Below are 20,953 nucleotides of genomic sequence, written 5' to 3'. Positions count from 1 at the left end.
TTCTCCGGTATCACATCGGCAGAAGGCGACCTTATGAAAATCGGCTGGACCTGGGGGCTGGCGGAACGCAAATATGCGCCCATGTCCTTTCTCCTCGCTTGTACCGCAATGTTGCTTTCCACACCCGCTCAGGCCGGCAGTATCAGCGGCGTGCAGGTTCAGGGCGGCAAGGTAATCTTGCAATTTGACGGCAGCGTGAAGGGAGCCTCCGCGTTCCTCCTGGACAGCCCGCGTCGGATCGCGCTCGACATCGCTGGAGCCCGGCCGGGGTCCGGCGGTGTCGCCGAAGGTCCCATTGCCGCCATCCGACAAGGCCAGTTCGATTCAGCGACAGCGCGCGTTGTGTTCGACCTTGCCCGTCCTGCTGTAATATCAGGCGCGGAATTCGCTCCGGACGGCAGCACGCTGACCCTTTCCCTCAAGGATGCGGATGCGGGCGACTTCCGAATGGCGCTGGCGCGAGGACGCAGCATCTTCAGCACGCCCGCCAGCGACGCCGCCAAGCCTCCCAGGCGCACCCACGGCATAACGATCCCCATCCCCGAACCGGCAAAAGGCATAGACCTCCCGCGCGTGTCCGGACCACCCGATGACAGCCGACCGCTGGTCGTCATCGATGCGGGGCATGGTGGCCATGACCCAGGCGCGCTCAACAAGGAACTGGGCGCACGCGAAAAGGACATCACTCTCGCCGTCGCCAGATCCATCAAGCGCGAGTTGCTGAAATCCGGCCGTGTCCGCGTGGCGCTGACCCGTGACGATGATCGCTTCCTGGTGCTGGAGGAACGCTATGGCATTGCGCGGCGGATGAAAGCCGACCTCTTCATTTCCGTTCATGCCGATGCCGCCGAAAATGAGGAAGCCAAAGGCGCTACCATTTATACTCTGTCGGAGGTCGCCTCCGACCGGGAAGCGGCACGCCTCGCCGCCCGCGAAAACAAAGCCGATATCATCAACGGCATCAATCTTGGTGGACAGAGCAACGACGTCTCCTCGATCCTGATCGACCTCACCCAGCGCGAAACGATGAACATATCGGCGAGTTTCGCCAAGCTGTTGCAAAGGGAAGCGGCACCGTATGTCGCCTTCCGCACCGCCTATCACCGCTTTGCTTCGCTGGTGGTGCTAAAAGCGCCCGACACGCCCTCGGTGCTGCTTGAAACCGGCTATATCACCAACGCCGACGATGTACGGTTCCTTAGTTCGTCAGACGGGCAATCACGGATCGCAAAGGGCGTGGCAAAGGCCGTCGAAATCCATTTTGCGCGGCAATTGGCGCAGAATTGATTTAACGTAAGTGGCTACATAAGCTCCATAAACCGTCCGCCTTTACATCGCATCCACTTCCCCGCTGGCAATCCGCGGAAAAATTGGTAGAGCCAAGCGTGATGGTCGAGGCCGAAGAAACGAATTTGCGGTTCAAGCTGCAACGCAACGCAGGCGGAATCGCTGCTTTTTTCCAGAGAATGTGGCGGAAGTGGTGGTTCAGGCTATTCGCCTGGTCCTTTGGCGCGGCCGTAGCTCTGCTGCTTTTCATCTGGCTGATATTCGCGCGCAACCTGCCCAATGCGGACGCCCTGCTGGAATATGAACCGCCGCTGCCCACGATAGTGCGGGACGTGAATGGCGAACCGGTGCAGAGCTACGCTCGCGAACGGCGCGTTCAACTGCAATATGCCGATTATCCCCCGCTCCTGATCCGTGCCTATATGGCGGCGGAGGACCGCACCTTTTTCCAGCATCATGGCCTGGATTACCCCGGCATTATCGCTGCCGTCATCACCAATCTGACGAGAGGCGGCCGCCCGGTGGGCGCGTCCACCATCACGCAGCAGGTGGCCAAGAACCTGCTGCTCACCAATGAGGTCAGCTATGTGCGCAAGGCGAAGGAAGCCATCCTCGCCTATCGCATCGAATCAGTGATGACCAAGCAGCAGATATTGGAGTTGTACCTCAACCAGATCTTCCTTGGCCGCAATGCCTATGGGGTTCAGGCGGCCGCTCGTGCCTATTTCGACAAGGATGTCGGCGATCTGAAGCTGCAGGAAATGGCCTATCTTGCCATTTTGCCAAAGGGTCCATCCAATTACCGCCCGGAGGTCCATTATGACCGCGCGATCGAACGGCGGAACTGGGTGCTGAATGAAATGCGCAAGAATGGCTGGATCAATCGCGCGCAATATGACGAGGCCGTGGCCCAGCCGCTGGGAGCCGTGCGTCAACAAAGTGCGGCCCGCTTCGAGCGGGTGGGCGGCTATTATATCGAGGAAGTACGCCGCCGCTTGCTGGAAAGTTTTGGGGAAACCGCCAAGGACGGCCCCCATAGCGTCTATGCCGGCGGCCTTTGGGTCCGGACGCCGCTCGACACCGACATGCAGGAACTGGCGCGCAAGGCACTGCGCACCGGGCTCGTCCGCTATGATCAAGGCAAGGGTTGGTCGGGGCCGGTCAACACTATCGAAGTCGACGACAAATGGGCGCAGCGGCTCGCCTCCACCGCTATCGGCATTGATTATGCCGACTGGAAAATTGCGGTGGTCATCAGCAAGTCCGGCAACGGCGCGACCATTGGCTTTGCCGACGGCTCGACCGGAACCCTGCCGGAAAGCGCCGCGTCCATGCCCTATCGCAAGACGGGAGGACCTGCCTTCGATGCGCTTCACACGGGCGACCTGATTGCCGTGCGGCCGCAGGGAAGCGGCTGGCAATTGCGCAACATACCCGGCGTATCGGGTGGCATGGTGATCGAAAACCCCCACAATGGCCGCATCTACGCCATGCAGGGCGGATTTGATTCGCGCCTCAGCTCCTTCAACCGCGCCACCCAGGCGGAACGGCAGCCCGGTTCCACGATCAAGCCCTTTGTCTATGCCGCCGCCCTGGACAGCGGCATGACTCCGGCCTCAATCATCGTCGACGGCCCTTTCTGCGTGTTCCAGTCGGTCCGTCTGGGTCAGAAATGCTTTCGGAACTTCTCCGGCAAAAACGCCGGGCCGCAGACCATGCGCTGGGGCGTCGAACAGTCACGCAACCTGATGACGGTGCGCACTGCTTCCCAGACGGGGATGGATCGGGTCGTCAAGACCTTCCGGAACATGGGCATCGGCGACTATACGCCTTATCTGTCTTTCGCCCTCGGCGCCGGCGAAACCACCGTCGAACGAATGGTCAACGCTTACTCGATGCTGGTCAATCACGGCCGCGAATTGAAACCCAAGGTAATCGACCTCGTCCAGGACCGTCGCGGCAAAGTCATCTGGCCTGAAAAATGGCGACCTTGCGATGATTGCAACCTGCCCGACTGGGACGGAAAGCCGATGCCGCGCTTCCGCCCGTCCGGACGGCAGCTGATGAACCCGATGACCGCATATCAAGTCGTGCATATCGGCGAAGGCGTCATCACCCGCGGCACAGCCCAGCGGCTGCGCGACATGAACCGGCCGTTATTCGGCAAGACCGGGACGACCAATGGCCCGACCAATGCCTGGTTCATCGGCGGATCGCCCGATCTCGTCGCTGGCGTCTACCTCGGCTACGACCAGCCACGTCCGCTTGGTGGTTATGTCCAGGGCGGCAATACAGCGGCCCCGATGTGGCGCCAGGCGATGGAACCCATCCTCGACAAAATGCCCAAGCGGCCCTTCGTGGCGCCCGCCGGAATGCGCCTAGTCCGCATCGACCGCCGCAGCGGCCGCCGCGTCTATGGCACCTGGCCGACGGACGACCCCAAGGCGGCAGTCATCTGGGAAGCCTTCAAGCCCGAAACCGAACCCCGCCGCACCATCCGCCGCGAAGAAATCGTCATCCGACAGGGGACAGGCGAGGAAACGGACGGCTCGGCAGGCCGAAAAGCAAGCGATAGCGACTTCCTGCAACGCGAAGGCGGGATTTACTGATCGGAGACTGCATTCAGCGAAGCTGAAATGACCGTTGAGAGCGGCAATTCACGCCATCTGGCGCAACTTACCTTTAACAGGTAACTCAAAGCAGCCCTGTGCTATGGTCTCGGAAATGATCGTCATCGCTGGCCATGCGAACAAAATCCGTGCCGTCATGTCATGAAGCTTCAACTGCATCACGGCTGGAAGAGGAAAGAAGCCAACTAGGCCTGCGCGCAAAAACAGCTCGCGCGAAGGTTTTTGCTTTGCGATGCGGCGATCGCCAGAGAGAACGCTCCAGCCACCTTCCTTCCCAAGTCGCTCGATCCATCCAGCATCTGGCAGGCTCCCGGTGCCAAACTTATCGCGAATGTGGATAACGTGGTGATCTCCCTCGAAGAGCGCAGCTAGACCGCGGGCGAGACGCGGAGGCAGATTGTTATCGACCAGCAGCTTCACGCAGCTTTGCGCAGACCTAACTGAACTTCATAGGCTAGCGCGTCGCGCACTAACCGCGGCCTTATCTCATAGAGTCGCGCCACTTTCTCTATTGATCCTTCGGCCTTTATCGCCTGAGCCAAAACCGCCGTCGAAATCCCATACTCAGCCACAATAGGACGGCCGAATGATCGCTCAGGGTCGGCAACTATGGTCTTCTTCCCATGAAGTAACCACCAACGCTCAGCACCATCGGGACCGAAATCAAGGTCGGCCAAGCTGGGTTCTACAACGCGCCGGAACACGCCCTGCTTGTGTTTCAGGTCAATAAGCTCGGGTTCATCCAAATCGCGCGTAATCTCAAGGAAAATCAATTTCCCATCAGTTTTGAACTGAGAAGTGGAGAATGGATGGTCTTGACCTATGATCTCGCGCGCGCGGTCCATACAAATGCGGATCGTCGGAAGCCCGATGCGCTTCTTACGGAGCGCGTTAACAATTCGCGTCTCAATCAAATCACGGAAACCGAGCAACACGCCGTCAGATGCCTCAGGGTCATACTGAGGACGCCATAGTGCCGGTTCGTGACGAATTTGCGCATCCTTGTTATTGTGATCATAGCCAAGTAGCCAACGGCGAAGGGTTTGTGCTCCCATCCCCACCATCCTCGCGGCTTCAGGAGCCGTATAGATGCCAATGCCGTAATCTGCCTGTCTCGTCATATGCCCACGTATAACCAGATCAGGCGCTGGCTTCCCACACATAATTTTGAAACAGCGGAAAATCACGAGCCATCTCCGCTTCCGCCTTCCCGCAAAAAGGGGAACCCATTTGTCATTCTTGGGGCGACAGAACTGCAGGCAACTGGGATCCCCGCTTTCGCGAGGCTGACGACAACGGGAATGGCAGCGCCATCTTCAACAGCCTTTGCCAAAGGCGCAAGATGCCTATATCGGACGGGCAAAGCCTTCTACTGGAGAACGAACATGCGCGCCGAAGCGCAGCAACATGTTGATCGTATTCAAGCTGCGCTGGAACTGCTGCGCCGGTTCCTCGATTGGGACCGCGCGCTTCGGCGGCTGGACGAGCTGAACGCTCGCGTCGAGGACCCGACGCTGTGGGATGATCCCCGCCAAGCGCAGGAGGTCATGCGCGAGCGCACCCGCCTCGATCAGGCGATTGGCGCGACCAAGGCCATTCAGCAGGAAATGGACGACACTGTCGAACTCATGGAAATGGCCGAAGCCGAGGGCGACAATGCGCTGGTCGACGAGGGCGTGACGCAACTGGCGGCCCTTGCCGAACGCGCCGACGAGGACAAGGTGAAGGCCCTGCTGGCGGGCGAAGCCGACGGTAACGATACTTATCTGGAAATTCACGCAGGCGCGGGCGGAACCGAAAGCCAGGATTGGGCGGAAATGCTCCAGCGGATGTATATGCGCTGGGCCGAACGTCGGGGCATGAAGGTGGAAGTGGTCGATTATCATGCCGGCGAACAGGCCGGTATAAAATCCGCCACGCTGCTGCTGAAGGGCGAGAATGCCTATGGCTATGCCAAGACGGAAAGCGGCGTGCACAGGCTGGTCCGTATTTCGCCCTATGACAGTTCGGCCCGGCGGCATACGAGCTTCTCGTCGGTTTGGGTCTACCCGGTCATCGATGACAATATCGACATCGAGATCAATGAAAGCGACCTGAAGATCGATACCTACCGCGCGTCGGGCGCCGGTGGTCAGCACATCAACACCACCGACTCCGCGGTACGGATCACCCACGTCCCGACCGGGATCATCGTTGCCTGCCAGAATCAGCGTTCCCAGCACAAGAACAAGGCAGAGGCGATGAACATGCTGAAGGCTCGCATGTACGAAGCCGAGCTACAGCGGCGTGAGGAGGAGGCGAGCGCCACCCATGCCTCCAAATCCGACATTGGCTGGGGTCATCAGATCCGTTCCTATGTGCTTCAACCCTATCAGATGGTGAAGGATCTGCGCACTGGCGTCGTATCGACTTCTCCTGACGATGTGCTTGATGGTGCGCTGGACCCTTTCATGGCCTCCGCACTGTCCCAGCGGGTGACTGGCGAGACCGTCGAAGTGGAAGACGTCGACTAATGCACATAGGGGCGCAGGCTTTATTCGCCTTTGCCATACTGCCCCTGGCTGGCTGCGATCAGTTTATGCCGGATCCGGATCGCAACCGGCCAGAAACCGCGCGTGATTTTCCGCGTGCCGACCGGCCCGTAGCGCTGATAGAATCCACGCGCTGGTCCGATGAAGAAAGTCGCGATCGGGTGAATGAGGCCGATGAGGTAATGGACCGCGCCGGCATCGAACCCGGCATGACCGTCGCCGATATCGGCGCTGGCGAAGGCTATTATACCGTTCGCCTCGCCCGCCGCGTCGGAGACAACGGCCGCGTGCTGGCGCAAGATATCCTGCCAGAGGTGCGCGATAGCCTGGCGATGCGCGTGTCGAGGGAAAATCTTGAAAACGTCAGTGTCAAACTGGGCGCGGGCGACGATCCCAGACTGCCGGAACGCAGTTTCGACCGGATCTTCATGGTTCATATGTATCATGAGATCACCGAACCCTATGCATTTCTCTGGCGTCTTTATCCGGCGCTGAAGCTTTCAGGGGAGGTGGTAGTGGTTGACGCCGATCGGCCCACGGATCAGCATGGCACGCCCCCGCGCCTGCTGAAATGCGAGTTTGAGGCCGTCGGCTACCGTTTGCTGGCGCTCACCCCGAAACCATCGGCCGGGGGCTATATGGCCCGGTTCACTATCAGTGGAAACCGCCCGGCTCCCCAGGATATCATCGCTTGCAGTGTCAAGCGCAAGGATCCCGGAAACAGGCGAGGAACGGCGCAAGAATAGATTCTCGGATGAGTTCTCTGCAACGCATATAAGGAGATCGGCATGGGTGATCTTGTACTTCATGGCTATTCGCGATCCGGCACCTCCTACCGAACCCGCATCGCGCTGAATCTCAAGGGGTTAAGTTACGCTCAGACGACAGTGGATCTCCGGAAGGGCGAACAGCATAGCGCCGCGTACAGGGCTTTAAATCCGCAGGGGCTGGTGCCGGCGCTTGAAACCTCGTCAGGGTTGTTTACCCAGAGCATTGCCATCCTGGAATGGCTGGAGGAAGCCTATCCCGATCCCCCGCTGCTGCCTTCAAAACTCGAAAACCGTGTCATTGTCCGCGCAATGTGCGGAATAGTGGCGTGCGACATCCATCCAGTGAATAATTTGCGCGTATTGCAGGAACTGAAGCACCAATTTGGCGCTACACAAGCCCAGATCGACGGTTGGAGAGCGCGGTGGATCAGCGCCGGCTTTTCTGCACTGGAACTGATGGTGGCACAACATGGCCGCGGCTTTGCCTTTGGCGACACGCCCACATTGGCAGATTGTCATCTGCTGCCCCAGGTCTATGGGGCCGAACGATTCGGGATCGACTTGTCCCCATTCCCCGCGATTGCCGCCGCCGCTGCTGCAGCGAGAGCCGTTCCTGCCATTGCCGCCGCCGATCCGGAGCTTCAGCCCGACGCGGATTGAAGCGCCGTTCAGCTTATCTTGGTGATATGCGGAAAGCGCCCCTCAAGGCGACGCCGCAGCAGGGTTAGCCGAGGCACGATGCTGAGTTTATTTTTGATTTGGTGGGGGGTCGCTCCCACAAAATGCTTTAGCTCCCGGATAAAATGAGATTGGTCGTAGAAGGCCTCGCCGATAATGTCCCGCCAGTCTTCATCGGTTGATGCAATAATGGAGGCCACGCGCAACGCCCGATATTTTCGAGCCAGCAACTTCGGTGGGGCCCCGTAAAACCGATTCGTTAAGCGGGCGACCTGACGTGCGGAAAGGCCAGTAGCTTCAACCAGCGTCTCTAGTCGAGGCGAGCTTTCCCCAGCCAGCCAATGATCAGCCGCCAGCACGAATTCACGCATGGCCTTGCTCACCGGCTGAAAGCGGCTACGGAGAAAGTTCCAAAGCAATTCAATACCATCGTCCGGATTATCGATCTCTCGCAACGTGCCCAGGATGTCGGAATAGTCCGAACAAAAGGTGGTACAGTCGCACAGAGAATCGGCATGATCGCTGGCGTCAAGTTGCGTGAGCGCATACCAGCCCAGCGGCAAGAGTGCCACTCCCAGAGCCTGCAATGGACCATCCACATCAAAATGGATCGAGGACGTGGTAGGTCCGAGCAGACAGACGTTCGGCGTTTCCATCTGGCGGCCATCATGAAAAGTATAATGGCCAACGCCCGACAGCATGAACCGCAACTGCGCAAAATCTGCGCGCGTGGTATCTGTCACATAAGGCAGGTTGGCTGTGAAAAGATATATTGATCCCACCAGTTCCGAGAGGTCGACCGGAGGCTCATAATAACGGAGAGCTACAGTCCCTGCCTCATTGGGGGCGGGATAATCATGCAACATGACAAAGGCCCGCCAAAACCAACAGACAGGCTATGAACTTTTGCGCATGCCGAGTCCTCGCAAAGACACTCGCCACCGTGGCCCCCTATTCTGCGGACCTTAGCAAAATCCGCACCTTAAGACAAAGTTGTGGCAAGTTTTGCAGGTTTTGCAATGTAAAAGAATGGCCTGGGCGGAAATCCGGCCAGGCCATTTAGGAAAAGGTCTCTCAGTCGTCCGACAAGAGCCCTTCGGGTCGCACCTTGCTACTACGATGATTCGGCGGTTGATTTATTGGACAGAATCGACATCGGCTCACTAATTCTGATGCAACTGTGCCACAGTTCCACATAGAAGGCTCGACAATGGATAAAATAGGATGAGCTAGCAAATCAACTTGGGACGGAACAGCACGTTCAGACCCAATTCAACTCCCTCGTTTTACCCTTCCTGTATGACACAACTCATTTCAGGAGATGAATATGGCAGCGCCCTTCTCGCGCGCCCTGATCGCCGCCACGGCGGGCCTTTTGGCTCTTGGCGGTTGCTCAGCCTATGACGATGGCTACGGATATGGTGGCGTATCCGTAGGCTATGGCGCAAGCCGCTATTATGACCCTTGGTATGACGGCTATTACGGCTGGTACGACGGGTTCTATTATCCCGGCAGTGGCTATTATGTCTTTGATCGCCATGGCAAACGGCATCGCTGGAGCGACAATCACCGCCGCCACTGGGAGGGACGTCGGCAGCATCATGACGGACACCGTTCACGTGAATGGCGGGAAGGCCGCCGCGACAATGGACGGGAATGGCGTCAAGAACGCCGCGACGACCGCCGCGAATGGCGCTCGGACCGACGAGAAAATCGTAAGGAATGGCGGGAAAGCCGCCAGGAACAACGGAGCGAATGGCTGCAAAGGCGGCAGGACCGAGGCCAGTTGGGGGATCGCGACCGGTCCGGCCGGATGGAACGACGTCACCGGGACCGCTAATCTCCTTTGGCGGGCCGGCGTCAGGATTTCCTGAGCCGGCCCGCATTTTCCGCAGACCGAAAATTGTATGTAAAGCATACTTCCTTCCCTGATCGGGCTTTGTTACCTTGCCTGCAAAGATCAAAGGAGAAGGAACATGCCGCTAATCTATTATCACGCAGAGCCTGCGGCGAATTCGCTGAAGAGCATGATTCCTTTGAAGGAAAAGGGCCTGGATTTCGAAAGCCGGTATGTCGACCTTCACAAATTCGAACAGCACGAAGCAGCATTCCTGGAAATCAACCCGGAAGGGCAGGTTCCCGTCCTAGTGCACGACGGCAATATCATCACTCACAGCACGGTCATCAACGAGTATCTTGAGGATGCTTTCCCCGAGGCCCCGCCCCTCCGCCCAGCCGATCCGGCAGGCAAGGCGCGGATGCGCTATTGGAACAAGTTCGTCGACGAGCATGTGATGAATTATGTCTCGATGCATGGCTGGCATAGGATGGTGAGCGTGGTCGCTCGCAGCCTGGAGGAGGGCGCATTCGATAAGCTATTGGAGCGCATCCCCCTGCACGAACAGCGGGAAAAGTGGAAAACCGCCCGTTCCGGCTTTAGCGAAGCGGATCTGGCGAACGCCACGCGCAAGATTGAGGCTGCGGTGGACAAGGTCGAACAGCAACTAGCAGGGACGCCGTGGCTTGCGGGCGACATATATACACTCGCCGATATCAATTTCTTCTGCCACTGCGGGATGATGGTGAACCGCATGTTTCCGGAAATGAATATCGCCCGACGCGCTCCACGCCTTGCTGATTGGATCGCCCGCATGAACGCTCGACCGGGCGTTCAGGCTGCGTTGGCGATGCCGGACCACACCGATCCGCGCCTGCGGACCTTCACTGGACATGCTAAATAGGGCGATCAGCCCTGCCCCAACTCCTTGGCTTCCTTATATTTGAGTTCGAGGAACCGATTATGTGTCGCCAGCTTGTCGAGATTGCCCGCAGCTAAATTCTCAGTCATCGATCCAATCTCCCGGTCGATGACCTCCAAACCCTCTACGAGCTGCGTGTCTGGAACTCGCCCATTATGTTCCTGTCGCCTCAGCGGCTCTGGAATATTCTGATAGCCCGCCACCAGCTCCGGCAGATGATCCGCCAGCAGTCGCCGGACCTCAAGGGCTGCCGGCTCGTTCTGATCGATCCGCAGTAATTGCGGAGCCAAAGCTTCAAGTTTCATACCAATTGAATCCACCAGTCGCACTGCCGGCGCTGGCAACGCCTTTCGCTGGCTTTCGAGCCAGATCTCCGTGTGCAGCGGCAGCGTCTTCAGGTCAGCCTGGCTCAGCTTTTCCCTCTTCACCTCCTGCGCGGCCGGAAGCACTGAGAAGAACAATGTGGACAGGATGATCAGGCCCAGCACGATAAGCAAACCGTTAGCACCCAAGGGCGTGACAAAGCCCCATACCGCCGCCGCCGCGACAATTACCAGTGCCGCGATCACGATGCGCCTAACCTTATGCAAGCCGTCGCCAAGCTCTCTGCGGCGGCGTCTTAAGCTTCGCCCCCGAGCGCTATAGCGATGGAGTAGCGCTTCGGCGTCGGCAAGAATTCGGTCGGACCGGCTCATAGGAATTCAACGCACCCGCTCATCACGTTTCCAGCGCACTCAATGGGCTGGTGGTCCCGCCGGTAAGCTGCGCCTGCGCTGCCCCTTCGGCACGAGCGATATAGCCCTTGGACTTTTCCACTTCGGTGGAAAGCGTGTCGACTGTGGTCTTCATGGATTCCAGCGCCTTCAGCTTAAAGGCATCGATACTGTCCATCGTGTCATAGATATTCTGGAACGCGCGCTTCAGCGTCTCCATCGGTATGGTGCTCGACGCCGCTTGCTCATGGATCCGCGCCGTCTGATTCTTCAACATCTCGCCAGTCGAATCGATGATGTTGGCGGTTGTCGTATTGAGCGCTGTGATTTGTTCCAGCACCAGCTTCTGATTGGTGAGCGCCTGTGCCACGGTAACGGCGGTGCGCAATGCCGATACCGTAGTGGTGGACGCCCGGTCGACGCCCTTCACCAATTCGATATTATTCTTCTTAACCAGATCCAGGGCGAGATAGCCCTGTACCGTTACCGCCATCTGCGTCAGCAGATCCTGGCTGCGTTGCCGAACGTAAAACAGCGCGGTTTCCCGAATGGCCTTGGCCTTGGTCGGGTCGGTTGAATCCAACTCCAGCGCTTTTGCCTCCAACCGCGTGTCCATGGTCTTGGAAATATGGATCATCTGCTCCAGCCGTCCCATGGCCGCCCAGAGATTCTGCCGCTCCACATCGACGGCGGCATTGTCCTTGATCAGTTCGTCCTTGCCGCTGGCTAGATTGTTCAGGATGGATCGGATATGGCTTTGCGCGCTCTTGTAGCCGTCGAAATAGTCGCGCATGCGGTTGCCGAACGGAATGAGGCCAAACAGCCTCTTCCTGGCGAACAGGTCGCCCTTGCTGCCAGGGTCCAGATCCTCGATCACGCGGCGAAGCTCGGCAAGGTCAGCGCCGACGCTGTTATCGGCGTCCATGGCTCGGACCGGTCGATCCAGGAAGCGGTTCGATTGCCCGGCGGCATCGGCAATTTCCTTGCGGCCCATATTGACGATCTGATCGACCCGAGCGCCGAATTCCGGACTGCTGGCATCTTGTGCCACCAGGCCCTGGATAAAAACATCGACCTTTTCATCGAGCTTCGACTTCTTTTGGTCATCAATGGGAACCAGCCCCTCGGCGTTTTCCTTGGTCACCGGTGTCACAGGCTCGGGCGGAGTCAGAACAAGACCCTCTTTCTTGACGTCGGTTACGCTGGTCGCCATATCGCTCTCCATCGCAGGGACGTCCGCAATGTGGCGGCGAACGTATCCGGATTCAAGCAAAAAGCCGTATTGCCCGTATAATACAGCTACCGGCGGAGCAAAAACACCGCATGTTCAGCCATCAAATTGGCCTTGGCTGAGCCAGTTTGCCGGTCGCCCGTGAGGAACCATTGTCCCTCGATCCGATAGCCCTTGCCCCTCACCAGTTCACGAAAATCGCTGATCGTTAGATGGTGAATATTGGGCGTGTCGAACCATCTGATCGGCAAGTGCCGCGTCACCGGCATCTTGCCTTCCCACAGCAAGGACATGCGGGAGCGCCAATGAGCAAAATTGGGAAAACTGACGAAGGCCTGCCGGCCAATACGGAGCAAATGGCCTATGACAAGGTCCGGCCGCTTGGTTGTCTGCAACGTCTGGCTGAGGATCGCATAATCGAAGCTGTCATCCTGATAGTAGCCAAGATCGGCGTCAGCATCCCCCTGCACCACAGACAGCCCGCGCGCCATGGCGGCGGCGACATTGGCCGGATCGATTTCCAGCCCGCGTGCATCGGCCCCACGGTCGTCGCGCAAGGCCGCCATCAGCGCGCCGTCGCCGCAGCCAATGTCCAGCACGCGTGCGCCGGGCGCAATATTATTCGCAATAAGCGCGAGGTCGGGACGAAGCGTCATGCTTCCATGGCTCTTAAAAAGCCATCCACAACCCGGTTGAGTTCGGGAACATCGAGCAGAAACGCATCATGGCCAAAGGGGCTGGATAGCTCAACAAAGCTTGCCTCCGCCCCTGCCGCGTTCAGGGCGTGAACGATATTGCGGGATTCAGCGGTCGGATAAAGCCAGTCGGTATCGAAACTGATGACGCAAAAGCGCGCTTTGTTCTTCATGAAGGCTGCTGCGAGGCTTCCGCCATGATCTTCCGCCAGGTCGAAATAATCCATTGCCCGTGTTATGTAGAGATAGCTGTTGGCGTCGAAGCGTTCGACGAAACTGATCCCCTGATGCCGCAAATAGCTTTCCACCTGAAAGTCCGCGTCAAACCCAAAGCTCTTGGCGTCCCTGGCCTGCAGCCGACGACCGAACTTTTCCGTCAGTCCCGCCTCGGAAAGATAAGTGATGTGCGCCGCCATCCGCGCCACAGCCAATCCGGCCGAAGGCGGGTCGCCCACACTATAATAGTCGCCGCTCCGCCAGCGCGGATCAGCCATGATGGCTTGCCGGCCAACCTCATGGAAAGCGATATTCTGGGCGCTATGCCGCGCGGTTGAAGCGATGATGATCGCGGATTCCACGCGTTCAGGGAACAGGCTCGGCCAGTTCAAAACCTGCATTCCGCCCATTGAGCCGCCGACCACCGCGCGAAGCCGGCGAATGTTCAAATGATCGAGAAGCATCGCCTGCGCCCGTACCATGTCCGCAATGGTGATAACCGGGAAGGACATGCCATAGGGCGTCTTATTCAACGGGTTAAGGCTCGCGGGTCCGGAAGAGCCCATGCAACTGCCAAGCACATTGATGCAGATAATGAAATGTCGGTCAGGATCGATAGGCTTCCCTTGCCCCACCATCCGCGTCCACCAACCTTCCTTTCCGGTTTTTGGGTGTGTGGAGGCAACATACTGGTCAAGCGTCAGTGCATGGCAGATGAGAATAGCATTGGAACCCGATGCATCGAGAGTTCCATAGGTTTCATAGGCGAACTCGACCGGGGCCAGGTCCGCACCGCAATCCAGCTTTAACGGCCCCGGCAAAGCAATCTGCCGGGCAAGGCCGAAACGGCTGTCGTTAGAAGGACTGAGCGTCGCCATAAGTCACAGGCGCTAGGGCGGATTGCCTTGGCTTGTCAATGCGGCGGGTAGGGGCGCTTTCGAAACAAGGGGTGCCGCTGCCTTTTGTAAAACTGCCTGTTCGTATTCCCGCGCCAGCGGGAGCCCATCTCCCCGCCTGGTTCAGCTTTAGCTTTTGTGGCGGCTTTGGTTCCTCTTTCGTGGGGAATGACCGATTTATAGTGGGCGGCGGTTGATCGCGTTGATGGCGGCATGCACTCGCGCCTCGGCCTCTTCACGCGGCAGACCTGGAGGGATGGTCTCACCCACATGAAATGTGATGAGGCCCGGCCGCTTCATGAATTTGCCCCGGGGGGATAGCCGCCCGCTGTCCACCGCCACGGGTATGACGGGAACCTTCAGCATCTTGTATAAACCGGCAAAGCCCGAACGCAGCGGGGGCCGTTCGCCATGGGTAGTCCGCGTTCCTTCCGGAAACAGACAGATCGGCCTGCCGTCGGCCAGAGCCTGGGTCGCGGCCTTCATCATGGCTCGCAGCGCCCTTGCCCCTGCCTGCCGTTCCACCGGAATGATGCCATGGGCCACAGCAAGCCTGCCCCAGAGCGGAATTCTGGTCAGCTCCGCCTTTGCCACAATCGCCGGCTGCCGAAAAAGACACAGCATATCGATCGTTTCGAACATGGATTCATGTTTGAAGACGTAAAGAAAGGGGCCTTCGGGCATCTTTCCTATGACTCGCACCTTCTGTCCCAGCAGCACGGTTATGCAAAACCGGTGGAACCAGGCCCAGCTTCGCGCCGCAAAGATCATCGCCGGTTGGCCCAGCGGCAACAAAAGGGACGCGAACGCTACATAAAAAAAGCTCAGCGGATAAAAAATGGCTACATATAAAATCGAGCGGAACAACGTCATGCAGCTTTAAATTCCCAGCAGCCCGGCTGCCCGCCGCAGCAGATATTTGTTATATTCCTTGAACAGCATGCTGAGGCTTGGGCGGCTGCTCACGGCGTCGGCTTCGATCGTGACACCCGACGACAAGGCCTGATCAAGTTCGAACCGCGCCCGGCGCATATGCCAGTCCGTTGTGATGAGCCGGACCGACTTGAACTTGCGGCGCTCGATCCAGTGCGCCGTTTCGATGCCATTGGATCGGGTGTCGACCGCCTCATGCCCCAGCGTCACGCAGCATTCGAACAGTCGCTCTGGCGCATCATAGGCCAGGGCTAGTTCGGACGGGCGCACGTCGCGGTCAACGCCTGAAATCAGCATTGCATGGGCTGCCCTGGCCTCGATAAGCTCCAGTCCGCGTCCGATGCGCCCAGGTGCTCCCGTCAGTACCACAATCGCGTCGGTCTTGCGCGCCGGACCTAGCGGTTGCGGTAGCAGCAAGGCGAACCATGCAAAACCCAGCAGCCAGGCGAGCAGGAGAAAAGAAACGAAACGGCGGATCATATCGACCGCCTCAATGCCCTGAGCACGGTGGATCGCGCCGTCAACATCGCCAGGAGCACCCCGCCTGCCGGCAACAAAAGCAATACGCCCCAGCCATAATCGGGAATGGCGGCGGACTCCATGATATCCGACCCGATGTCCTGCACCAGCATTGCCAGCGCCCCGAGCACCAGCCCGCCTGCGACAAGCCCCAAAAGACCGCCAAACAATGCGTCCAGAGCGATGCGTCGCTGGAAAAGCCGGGCAATCTGGACATCGGTTGCACCCATGAGGTGCAGCACCTCTATAGTCGTTCTATGACTATTATGTGCAGCCCGTGCGGCAAGAACCACGATTGCAGCGGTCGCCAGCATCATCAGCAGCACCAGTGCAACGGCCAGCCATTTTAAAGCTTGCAGCAATTGCGCCAGCGGTCCCAGAAAGGCGGCGTGTGGCTCGACCCTGGAAGAGGGAGCGATGGCGGCGATCGTGTCGCGAAGCGCACCAATGTCGGCTCCTGGCGCAAGATCGAGATCGATCATGGCGGGAATTGGCAGATCACCGCGCAACAGGTCTTCGCCAAGCCAGGGACGTAGCGCCGCCTCCAGCTCGACATTGCTCACCCGCGTTACGCCCCTTATCGAAGGCAGGCCACGAAGCTCAGTCATGACCCTCCCCGCCTGCTCCTCCCTGATCTCCGCATTGGCTTCGACAATCTGCACCGTCGCCCGACCGGCGAGATCGGCTCGTAGCGACCGCGCCGCGTGGTCAAGGCCAAGACCCGCCGCTGCCGCCAAAATAGTGAGGAACATCATGATGGCGATCACCCACGGCATCGGCCCGGAAAGCCGTCCTTCGGGCAGTACGCGCCGGATTGCGACATTCCTGCCGACACTTCGCATGCTCAGCGGCCCTCCTGTACGCCAGAGGCCTGCTGACGCGGCGGAAAACGGAGCGAACCGGTGGGATCGGAAAGACGCCCCTTGTCCAACCGCATCATATGTGCGTCCGGCAAGCGGCTGAGCAGGTGAACGTCATGGGTGGCGACCACCACGGTCGTGCCCAGCTTGTTCAGCGCCTCGAACAAATGCAGCAATCGCTGTGCCATGTCGGGATCGACATTGCCCGTGGGTTCGTCCGCAACCAATATCTCGGGCCTGCCGATGACGGCGCGGGCGATTGCCACGCGTTGCTGCTCTCCACCGGAAAGGGTCGCGGGGCGCGCGCTTGCCCTGTCCGCCAGGCCTACCCAGCCTAGCAGTTCACTGACCGGTGTTTCCAGATCCTTTTCCGAAACCCCGGAAACCCGAAGCGGCAGGGCGATATTGTCAAAGGCGGAAAGATGCGGCACCAGCCGGAAATCCTGAAAGACAACGCCGATACGCCTGCGAAAACCGGGAAGCCGCGCGCGTGGCAGCGTGACGACATCTTCCCCGAACATGCGGATCAACCCCCGGCTGGGCCGTTGCGCCAGATAAAGCAGTTTCAGCAGCGACGTCTTCCCCGCACCGGACGCGCCCGTAAGAAAATAAAATGCACCCTTGTTCAAGGTGAAGTTGACATCGGACAGTATTTCCGCGCCCAAACCATAGCGCAGTCCGACATTTTCAAACTGGACGATGCTGGACAAGGGTCCGCCCGCTCCTTTTTCCACCCCTTAATCATTTACGCCATCGCACAGGGACGCATTGCACGTAAAGCGGGGAAAAGAAGCTGTCCCATCTTGAAAGCTTGCTCTTGCCGCCCAAGCTGTGGTTAGAAGCGGAATGATCCTTGTCTGCCCGCAATGCGCTACGCGCTACATTGTGCCCGACAGTGCTATAGGTCCTGGGGGACGATCGGTCAGGTGCGCCGCCTGCAAACATAGCTGGTTCCAGGAAGGTCCCGTATTGCCGCCTCGCGAGGAAGCGGTGCCCGTGATGGCCGGGGCAGCCGCGGGGGACGTCGCGGCCACCGCCGCGCCTGCAAGCGAAGCAGCCAGCCCGGCGCCGGCTCCGCCCACGATGCATTATGAGCGTCGCGCGCCCGAACCGGAGCCGGTTGTGGACGAGCCGTCGACAAGCAGCTTTGCGCATGAACCGCCATTCCGTGCCCGTCGCAATCCGGCAAAGCTATGGACGTTGGCGGCGGTCGCTTTTGCCCTTGCCATTGCCGCTCTTGGCGGCGCCTTCTATTATTGGGGCACGCCCGGCTGGGCAGTGAATATCGGGCTGTTACCGGAGGCCACTGACCCGGACCTGTTGCTGGATATGCCGCGCAAGCCAGAACGGCGGCAGCTCCCTTCTGGCGACGAATATTTCGCTTTCTCGGGCCGCATCGTAAATGCCAGCGACCGCACCCTTTCTGTTCCCCCAATTTTGGTGGAAATGCGGGACGAGCAGGATCGGCTGGTCTTCGGCTGGACTATCCGTCCGCCGGTCAAGGAACTGGGACCTGGCGATCAGGCGAGCTTTCATGAAAGCCGCATAGACATCCCCAAAAAGGCCAGAAACCTGACCCTTACCTTTGCCGACAGCGGCGCTTGAGCGAACAATTTCCAGCTTTAAGGGAAAATTTGTTCAAGGCCGCCTTTCATCAGTTGCGCTGCCCTATCCGCTTTGCTAATGGCACCGGCCTACCAGATGCCGGCTTGCCCGGCAGTTCTTTGTGTGCGGTCGTGGCGGAACTGGTAGACGCGCAACGTTGAGGTCGTTGTGGCCGAAAGGCCGTGGAAGTTCGAGTCTTCTCGACCGCACCAAACAATCAGAAGCAAACACTGATTTTCGCCCCCGAGGCGCAGGCGGCCTTCGGCGAGGCGCGTATCTATGTGGAGCCTTATATCCCCCATGGCCGACATGTGGAGGTCCAGATCCTTGGCGACGGGACGATCGTCATTCATCTGGGCACGCGCGACTGCTCCATTCAGCGCCAATTGGAGGAGCTCGTGCGCTGCCGGGGGAGCGGCTCCGCGCGCTTGGCGTGCCCTTCCGCGTCTTCACCAATGGCTCCGCCAATCCGCCGGCCGCCTACGCGAAAAGCCTGCGCGCCGCAGGGCTATATGTGCCCGACGATCATATGATGATCGTCGTTCTTCGCGACGATCCGTTTCTGGAAACGCGAATGGCCCGGGTCGCCGGTGCGATCGGGGTCGGGGTAACGACCGGACTTGCAACGCGAGATATTTGGGCTGCCCAAACCTTCGCCAACCGCGCACCTCATGTGATCGATGGCTTTACGCCCCTGTTAGGATTTCTAGGAAATTCAATGCTGAAGTCATAAGGGATAGCGATCATTCAACGACGAACCCCGGCGGGGGAGTGCGTGTGATAAAATGGCCCTTTACGCCTTGCGGCCATTGCCCAAACGGCACGCGGCCATGATCGCTCTCTGCATACAGAACCGCATAGTCGAGGATCGCGCGCGCTGCGTCGGTGTCGGGCGTAAAGCGGCCCAGTATATAGGCGACCTTATCGGGCGCGCGCAGATGCACGGTGCAATGTTCGGTACAGGCAAACAGACATGGCATTTCCTGCACGGCAATGTCGCTATAGCGATCATCGCTTGCCTTCACCTTCCGAAGCGCCTCCACCAGCCTTGCGCCGCCACGCATGCCCATGCCGTCTTCGCGTTCCTCGGCCGAATGGCGGCAAGTGTTGCAGGCGACAATTGCGGGACCGTCTTCAACAGATTTCAACATCGCTTCACATCCATTCTCGATTGTTTGGAAGACACCCGCCGCCCGTCCATCATCGCTCAATCACGCGGTCGGCCAAGGGCTCACGCTGTTGCCAGCCGCGCCGCGCCAGTTCCGGCTTATCGGACATTTCCTGGGGATAGCCGATGCATAGCAGGGCGATCAGCGTCCAGTTATCCGGCGCTTCAAGCAAGCCGGTGACGTAATGAGGATCGAGGATAGAAACCCATCCCACGCCAATCCCCTTTGCCCGCGCCGCCAGCCACAGGCTGTGAATCGCCATGACCGTCGAATAGCGCAGCATCTCGGGCATTGTAGCGATGCCAAGCCGGTGGCCGGCCTGCGGATGATCGTCGGACAATATCGCCAGCAGCTCCGGCGCTTCTCTTATGCCGTGGAGCTTTAAAGACCGGTATCGGGCGCGAAGATCGTCATCTGTATAGAGATTTGCGGCCCGACTGCTCTCGGCATCCACATGATCCGCCAGCCTTTCACGCAAAGCGGCCGAGCGAATGCGAATGAAACGCCATGGCTGGGCATTGCCGACGGAGGGGGCAAGGCATGCCGACTGCAACAGATACTGCATGTCCAACTCAGGCAAAGCCCGACGCTGAAAATGCCGCACATCCCGTCGCCAAAGCAGCAGGGATTCCAGTTGCGCCTGAAAGGCGGCATCGAACAGGGGGACAGAGCCAGCGCCGTTTGATCGGTCGGCGTCAGACTTCATCGCCGTGATTCCTGCGCATCAAATAAACATCCATGATCCAGCCATGCCGCGCCCGCAATTCCGCGCGCCGTTCTCTGATCAGGGCGCTGACGTCCGCTAGTTGGCCGTGAACCAGCGCTTCATGCGGCATACCCAAATAAGCGCCCCACCAGATACTGATTCCCTCTGGGGCCAGCACATCGAAGGCGCAACCGCTGTCGAGCATTACGACCAAGCTGTCGACATCGTCCGGCCAGCCATCGTTGCGCAAACGGCGTCCTGTCGTGATCAAAACCGGCTCGGCCAAAGCATTGAGCGGAATTGCATGAGCTGAGGTGAGCGCCTGAATACTGGTAATTCCCGGCACAACGCGAAGCTGGCAAGGCAGCTCCATAGCCCCCAGCCGCTCGGCAATGCGCAGGGTGCTGTCATAAAGCGAGGGATCTCCCCAGACCAGCAAAGCCAATGAGCCGCCAGTGGGAAGATGTTCCTTGATCTGCCGTGCCCAAGCTTCGGCAATCTCATCATGCCAGCGGTTGACAGCGTCCAGATAGTCCGGGGTTTGCGCCCGCACCGGCAGATCGAACTCCACGACCCGCCTTGGCCCCGTCAGCACCGTTCTGCAAATTGCACGTCGCAGATCGATCAGATCCGATTTCCTATCACCTTTGCAAGGAAGCAGGATGAGGTCGGCAGCGTTCATTGCCTTCACCGCCTCTTGCGTCAAATGGTCAGGATTGCCGGTGCCAATCCCGATGAGGTGAAGGTTGACCAAC

Annotated in this window: 24 protein-coding genes and 1 tRNA gene; 11 read left to right on the top strand and 14 right to left on the bottom strand. The window is 59.0% G+C overall.

Features of this window, described 5'->3' with window-relative positions; genetic code table 11:
• Positions 1 to 33 precede the first annotated feature (33 nt).
• On the top strand, positions 34 to 1,287 hold the full coding sequence (locus tag HNQ99_RS03595) for an N-acetylmuramoyl-L-alanine amidase (protein WP_184474270.1): 1,254 nt from the start codon (positions 34 to 36) through the stop codon (positions 1,285 to 1,287).
• Positions 1,288 to 1,388: 101 nt separating this feature from the next.
• A complete protein-coding gene (locus HNQ99_RS03590; protein ID WP_184474408.1) occupies positions 1,389 to 3,896 on the top strand; it encodes a penicillin-binding protein 1A in 2,508 nt (835 codons plus the stop codon).
• Between the two features lie 48 nt (positions 3,897 to 3,944).
• On the opposite strand, the gene HNQ99_RS03585 is transcribed toward HNQ99_RS03590, so the two are convergent.
• Both HNQ99_RS03585 and HNQ99_RS03580 read right to left on the bottom strand, forming a co-directional pair.
• Positions 3,945 to 4,337, bottom strand: coding sequence for a PIN-like domain-containing protein (locus HNQ99_RS03585; protein WP_184474269.1), 393 nt, complete (start codon positions 4,335 to 4,337; stop codon positions 3,945 to 3,947).
• The gene (locus HNQ99_RS03580) at positions 4,334 to 5,038 is read right to left on the bottom strand and encodes a DUF433 domain-containing protein (RefSeq protein WP_184474268.1); all 705 of its coding nucleotides are present in this window, start codon (positions 5,036 to 5,038) and stop codon (positions 4,334 to 4,336) included. The genes HNQ99_RS03585 and HNQ99_RS03580 overlap by 4 nt, the downstream gene beginning before the upstream one ends.
• A gap of 264 nt (positions 5,039 to 5,302) precedes the next feature.
• On the opposite strand from HNQ99_RS03580, the gene prfB reads away from it, so the two are divergent.
• Genes prfB through maiA form a run of 3 tightly spaced genes read left to right on the top strand, consistent with a single transcriptional unit; the run spans position 5,303 to position 7,878 of the window.
• The gene (prfB, locus tag HNQ99_RS03575; protein WP_184474267.1) at positions 5,303 to 6,430 is read left to right on the top strand and encodes a peptide chain release factor 2; all 1,128 of its coding nucleotides are present in this window, start codon (positions 5,303 to 5,305) and stop codon (positions 6,428 to 6,430) included.
• On the top strand, positions 6,430 to 7,194 hold the full coding sequence (locus tag HNQ99_RS03570) for a class I SAM-dependent methyltransferase (protein ID WP_184474266.1): 765 nt from the start codon (positions 6,430 to 6,432) through the stop codon (positions 7,192 to 7,194). The genes prfB and HNQ99_RS03570 overlap by 1 nt, the downstream gene beginning before the upstream one ends.
• A gap of 42 nt (positions 7,195 to 7,236) precedes the next feature.
• Complete coding sequence (gene maiA, locus HNQ99_RS03565) at positions 7,237 to 7,878, top strand: maleylacetoacetate isomerase (protein WP_184474265.1); 642 nt, start codon at positions 7,237 to 7,239, stop codon at positions 7,876 to 7,878.
• Positions 7,879 to 7,886: 8 nt separating this feature from the next.
• On the opposite strand, the gene HNQ99_RS16860 is transcribed toward maiA, so the two are convergent.
• Positions 7,887 to 8,639 carry a helix-turn-helix domain-containing protein gene (locus HNQ99_RS16860; protein ID WP_221232546.1) on the bottom strand — a complete coding sequence of 251 codons (753 nt, stop codon included), beginning with the start codon at positions 8,637 to 8,639 and terminating at the stop codon, positions 7,887 to 7,889.
• Between the two features lie 584 nt (positions 8,640 to 9,223).
• On the opposite strand from HNQ99_RS16860, the gene HNQ99_RS16855 reads away from it, so the two are divergent.
• Together HNQ99_RS16855 and HNQ99_RS03550 are read left to right on the top strand one after the other, a co-directional pair.
• Complete coding sequence (locus HNQ99_RS16855) at positions 9,224 to 9,736, top strand: hypothetical protein (RefSeq protein WP_322790305.1); 513 nt, start codon at positions 9,224 to 9,226, stop codon at positions 9,734 to 9,736.
• 136 nt (positions 9,737 to 9,872) lie between these two features.
• Positions 9,873 to 10,637: a glutathione S-transferase family protein gene (locus tag HNQ99_RS03550; protein ID WP_184474263.1), complete on the top strand. Its 765-nt coding sequence runs from the start codon at positions 9,873 to 9,875 to the stop codon at positions 10,635 to 10,637.
• A 5-nt stretch (positions 10,638 to 10,642) separates the two neighbouring features.
• Here HNQ99_RS03550 and HNQ99_RS03545 read toward each other — a convergent pair whose 3' ends face one another.
• The 8 genes from HNQ99_RS03545 to ftsE form a co-directional block, all read right to left on the bottom strand.
• The gene (locus HNQ99_RS03545) at positions 10,643 to 11,350 is read right to left on the bottom strand and encodes a hypothetical protein (protein ID WP_184474262.1); all 708 of its coding nucleotides are present in this window, start codon (positions 11,348 to 11,350) and stop codon (positions 10,643 to 10,645) included.
• Between the two features lie 22 nt (positions 11,351 to 11,372).
• A complete protein-coding gene (locus HNQ99_RS03540; protein WP_184474261.1) occupies positions 11,373 to 12,581 on the bottom strand; it encodes a toxic anion resistance protein in 1,209 nt (402 codons plus the stop codon).
• Positions 12,582 to 12,667: 86 nt separating this feature from the next.
• Positions 12,668 to 13,255 carry a methionine biosynthesis protein MetW gene (metW, locus tag HNQ99_RS03535; protein WP_184474260.1) on the bottom strand — a complete coding sequence of 196 codons (588 nt, stop codon included), beginning with the start codon at positions 13,253 to 13,255 and terminating at the stop codon, positions 12,668 to 12,670.
• The gene (metX, locus tag HNQ99_RS03530) at positions 13,252 to 14,388 is read right to left on the bottom strand and encodes a homoserine O-acetyltransferase MetX (RefSeq protein ID WP_184474259.1); all 1,137 of its coding nucleotides are present in this window, start codon (positions 14,386 to 14,388) and stop codon (positions 13,252 to 13,254) included. Before metX ends, metW begins: the two co-directional genes overlap by 4 nt.
• Positions 14,389 to 14,583: 195 nt before the next feature.
• On the bottom strand, positions 14,584 to 15,279 hold the full coding sequence (locus HNQ99_RS03525) for a lysophospholipid acyltransferase family protein (protein WP_184474258.1): 696 nt from the start codon (positions 15,277 to 15,279) through the stop codon (positions 14,584 to 14,586).
• A 6-nt stretch (positions 15,280 to 15,285) separates the two neighbouring features.
• Entirely contained in the window at positions 15,286 to 15,819 is a 534-nt protein-coding gene (locus HNQ99_RS03520) for a YdcF family protein (protein ID WP_184474257.1), read from the bottom strand.
• Positions 15,816 to 16,700: a cell division protein FtsX gene (locus tag HNQ99_RS03515; protein WP_184474256.1), complete on the bottom strand. Its 885-nt coding sequence runs from the start codon at positions 16,698 to 16,700 to the stop codon at positions 15,816 to 15,818. The genes HNQ99_RS03520 and HNQ99_RS03515 overlap by 4 nt, the downstream gene beginning before the upstream one ends.
• Positions 16,701 to 16,702: 2 nt before the next feature.
• A complete protein-coding gene (ftsE, locus tag HNQ99_RS03510; RefSeq protein ID WP_184474255.1) occupies positions 16,703 to 17,428 on the bottom strand; it encodes a cell division ATP-binding protein FtsE in 726 nt (241 codons plus the stop codon).
• A 136-nt stretch (positions 17,429 to 17,564) separates the two neighbouring features.
• Between ftsE and HNQ99_RS03505 the strand changes: the two genes are divergently transcribed.
• From HNQ99_RS03505 to HNQ99_RS03490, 4 genes are all read left to right on the top strand, one after another.
• Positions 17,565 to 18,323 (top strand): zinc-ribbon domain-containing protein, encoded by a 759-nt coding sequence (locus HNQ99_RS03505; RefSeq protein WP_184474254.1) that lies wholly within the window; start codon positions 17,565 to 17,567, stop codon positions 18,321 to 18,323.
• Positions 18,324 to 18,448: 125 nt separating this feature from the next.
• Positions 18,449 to 18,535, top strand: a tRNA-Leu gene (locus HNQ99_RS03500).
• Positions 18,506 to 18,856 (top strand): ATP-binding protein, encoded by a 351-nt coding sequence (locus HNQ99_RS03495; RefSeq protein WP_184474253.1) that lies wholly within the window; start codon positions 18,506 to 18,508, stop codon positions 18,854 to 18,856. The genes HNQ99_RS03500 and HNQ99_RS03495 overlap by 30 nt, the downstream gene beginning before the upstream one ends.
• Positions 18,757 to 19,056 (top strand): HAD family hydrolase, encoded by a 300-nt coding sequence (locus HNQ99_RS03490; protein WP_184474423.1) that lies wholly within the window; start codon positions 18,757 to 18,759, stop codon positions 19,054 to 19,056. Before HNQ99_RS03495 ends, HNQ99_RS03490 begins: the two co-directional genes overlap by 100 nt.
• A 10-nt stretch (positions 19,057 to 19,066) precedes the next feature.
• Here HNQ99_RS03490 and HNQ99_RS03485 read toward each other — a convergent pair whose 3' ends face one another.
• Genes HNQ99_RS03485 through cobF form a run of 3 tightly spaced genes read right to left on the bottom strand, consistent with a single transcriptional unit; the run spans position 19,067 to position 20,952 of the window.
• Positions 19,067 to 19,474 (bottom strand): DUF1636 domain-containing protein, encoded by a 408-nt coding sequence (locus tag HNQ99_RS03485; RefSeq protein ID WP_184474252.1) that lies wholly within the window; start codon positions 19,472 to 19,474, stop codon positions 19,067 to 19,069.
• Between the two features lie 49 nt (positions 19,475 to 19,523).
• Positions 19,524 to 20,198 (bottom strand): 5,6-dimethylbenzimidazole synthase, encoded by a 675-nt coding sequence (gene bluB / locus HNQ99_RS03480; RefSeq protein WP_184474251.1) that lies wholly within the window; start codon positions 20,196 to 20,198, stop codon positions 19,524 to 19,526.
• The gene (gene cobF, locus HNQ99_RS03475; RefSeq protein WP_184474407.1) at positions 20,188 to 20,952 is read right to left on the bottom strand and encodes a precorrin-6A synthase (deacetylating); all 765 of its coding nucleotides are present in this window, start codon (positions 20,950 to 20,952) and stop codon (positions 20,188 to 20,190) included. The genes bluB and cobF overlap by 11 nt, the downstream gene beginning before the upstream one ends.
• Position 20,953: the final 1 nt, after the last annotated feature.

The sequence above is a fragment of the Rhizorhapis suberifaciens genome, assembly GCF_014200045.1.
Classification (GTDB): domain Bacteria; phylum Pseudomonadota; class Alphaproteobacteria; order Sphingomonadales; family Sphingomonadaceae; genus Rhizorhapis; species Rhizorhapis suberifaciens.
Note: the sequence above shows the minus strand (reverse complement) of the source record. Positions and strands in the feature narration are given on the sequence as shown.

Bases quoted from the DNA above. Each gene is read 5' to 3' on its own strand.
- HNQ99_RS03595 (WP_184474270.1), top strand. From the start codon at position 34: ATGAAAATCGGCTGGACCTGGGGGCTGGCGGAACGCAAATATGCGCCC.
- HNQ99_RS03590 (WP_184474408.1), top strand. From the start codon at position 1,389: ATGGTCGAGGCCGAAGAAACGAATTTGCGGTTCAAGCTGCAACGCAAC.
- HNQ99_RS03580 (WP_184474268.1), bottom strand. From the start codon at position 5,038: ATGACGAGACAGGCAGATTACGGCATTGGCATCTATACGGCTCCTGAA.
- prfB (WP_184474267.1), top strand. From the start codon at position 5,303: ATGCGCGCCGAAGCGCAGCAACATGTTGATCGTATTCAAGCTGCGCTG.
- HNQ99_RS03570 (WP_184474266.1), top strand. From the start codon at position 6,430: ATGCACATAGGGGCGCAGGCTTTATTCGCCTTTGCCATACTGCCCCTG.
- maiA (WP_184474265.1), top strand. From the start codon at position 7,237: ATGGGTGATCTTGTACTTCATGGCTATTCGCGATCCGGCACCTCCTAC.
- HNQ99_RS16855 (WP_322790305.1), top strand. From the start codon at position 9,224: ATGGCAGCGCCCTTCTCGCGCGCCCTGATCGCCGCCACGGCGGGCCTT.
- HNQ99_RS03550 (WP_184474263.1), top strand. From the start codon at position 9,873: ATGCCGCTAATCTATTATCACGCAGAGCCTGCGGCGAATTCGCTGAAG.
- HNQ99_RS03545 (WP_184474262.1), bottom strand. From the start codon at position 11,350: ATGAGCCGGTCCGACCGAATTCTTGCCGACGCCGAAGCGCTACTCCAT.
- HNQ99_RS03540 (WP_184474261.1), bottom strand. From the start codon at position 12,581: ATGGCGACCAGCGTAACCGACGTCAAGAAAGAGGGTCTTGTTCTGACT.
- metW (WP_184474260.1), bottom strand. From the start codon at position 13,255: ATGACGCTTCGTCCCGACCTCGCGCTTATTGCGAATAATATTGCGCCC.
- metX (WP_184474259.1), bottom strand. From the start codon at position 14,388: ATGGCGACGCTCAGTCCTTCTAACGACAGCCGTTTCGGCCTTGCCCGG.
- HNQ99_RS03525 (WP_184474258.1), bottom strand. From the start codon at position 15,279: ATGACGTTGTTCCGCTCGATTTTATATGTAGCCATTTTTTATCCGCTG.
- HNQ99_RS03520 (WP_184474257.1), bottom strand. From the start codon at position 15,819: ATGATCCGCCGTTTCGTTTCTTTTCTCCTGCTCGCCTGGCTGCTGGGT.
- HNQ99_RS03515 (WP_184474256.1), bottom strand. From the start codon at position 16,700: ATGCGAAGTGTCGGCAGGAATGTCGCAATCCGGCGCGTACTGCCCGAA.
- HNQ99_RS03505 (WP_184474254.1), top strand. From the start codon at position 17,565: ATGATCCTTGTCTGCCCGCAATGCGCTACGCGCTACATTGTGCCCGAC.
- HNQ99_RS03485 (WP_184474252.1), bottom strand. From the start codon at position 19,474: ATGTTGAAATCTGTTGAAGACGGTCCCGCAATTGTCGCCTGCAACACT.
- bluB (WP_184474251.1), bottom strand. From the start codon at position 20,198: ATGAAGTCTGACGCCGACCGATCAAACGGCGCTGGCTCTGTCCCCCTG.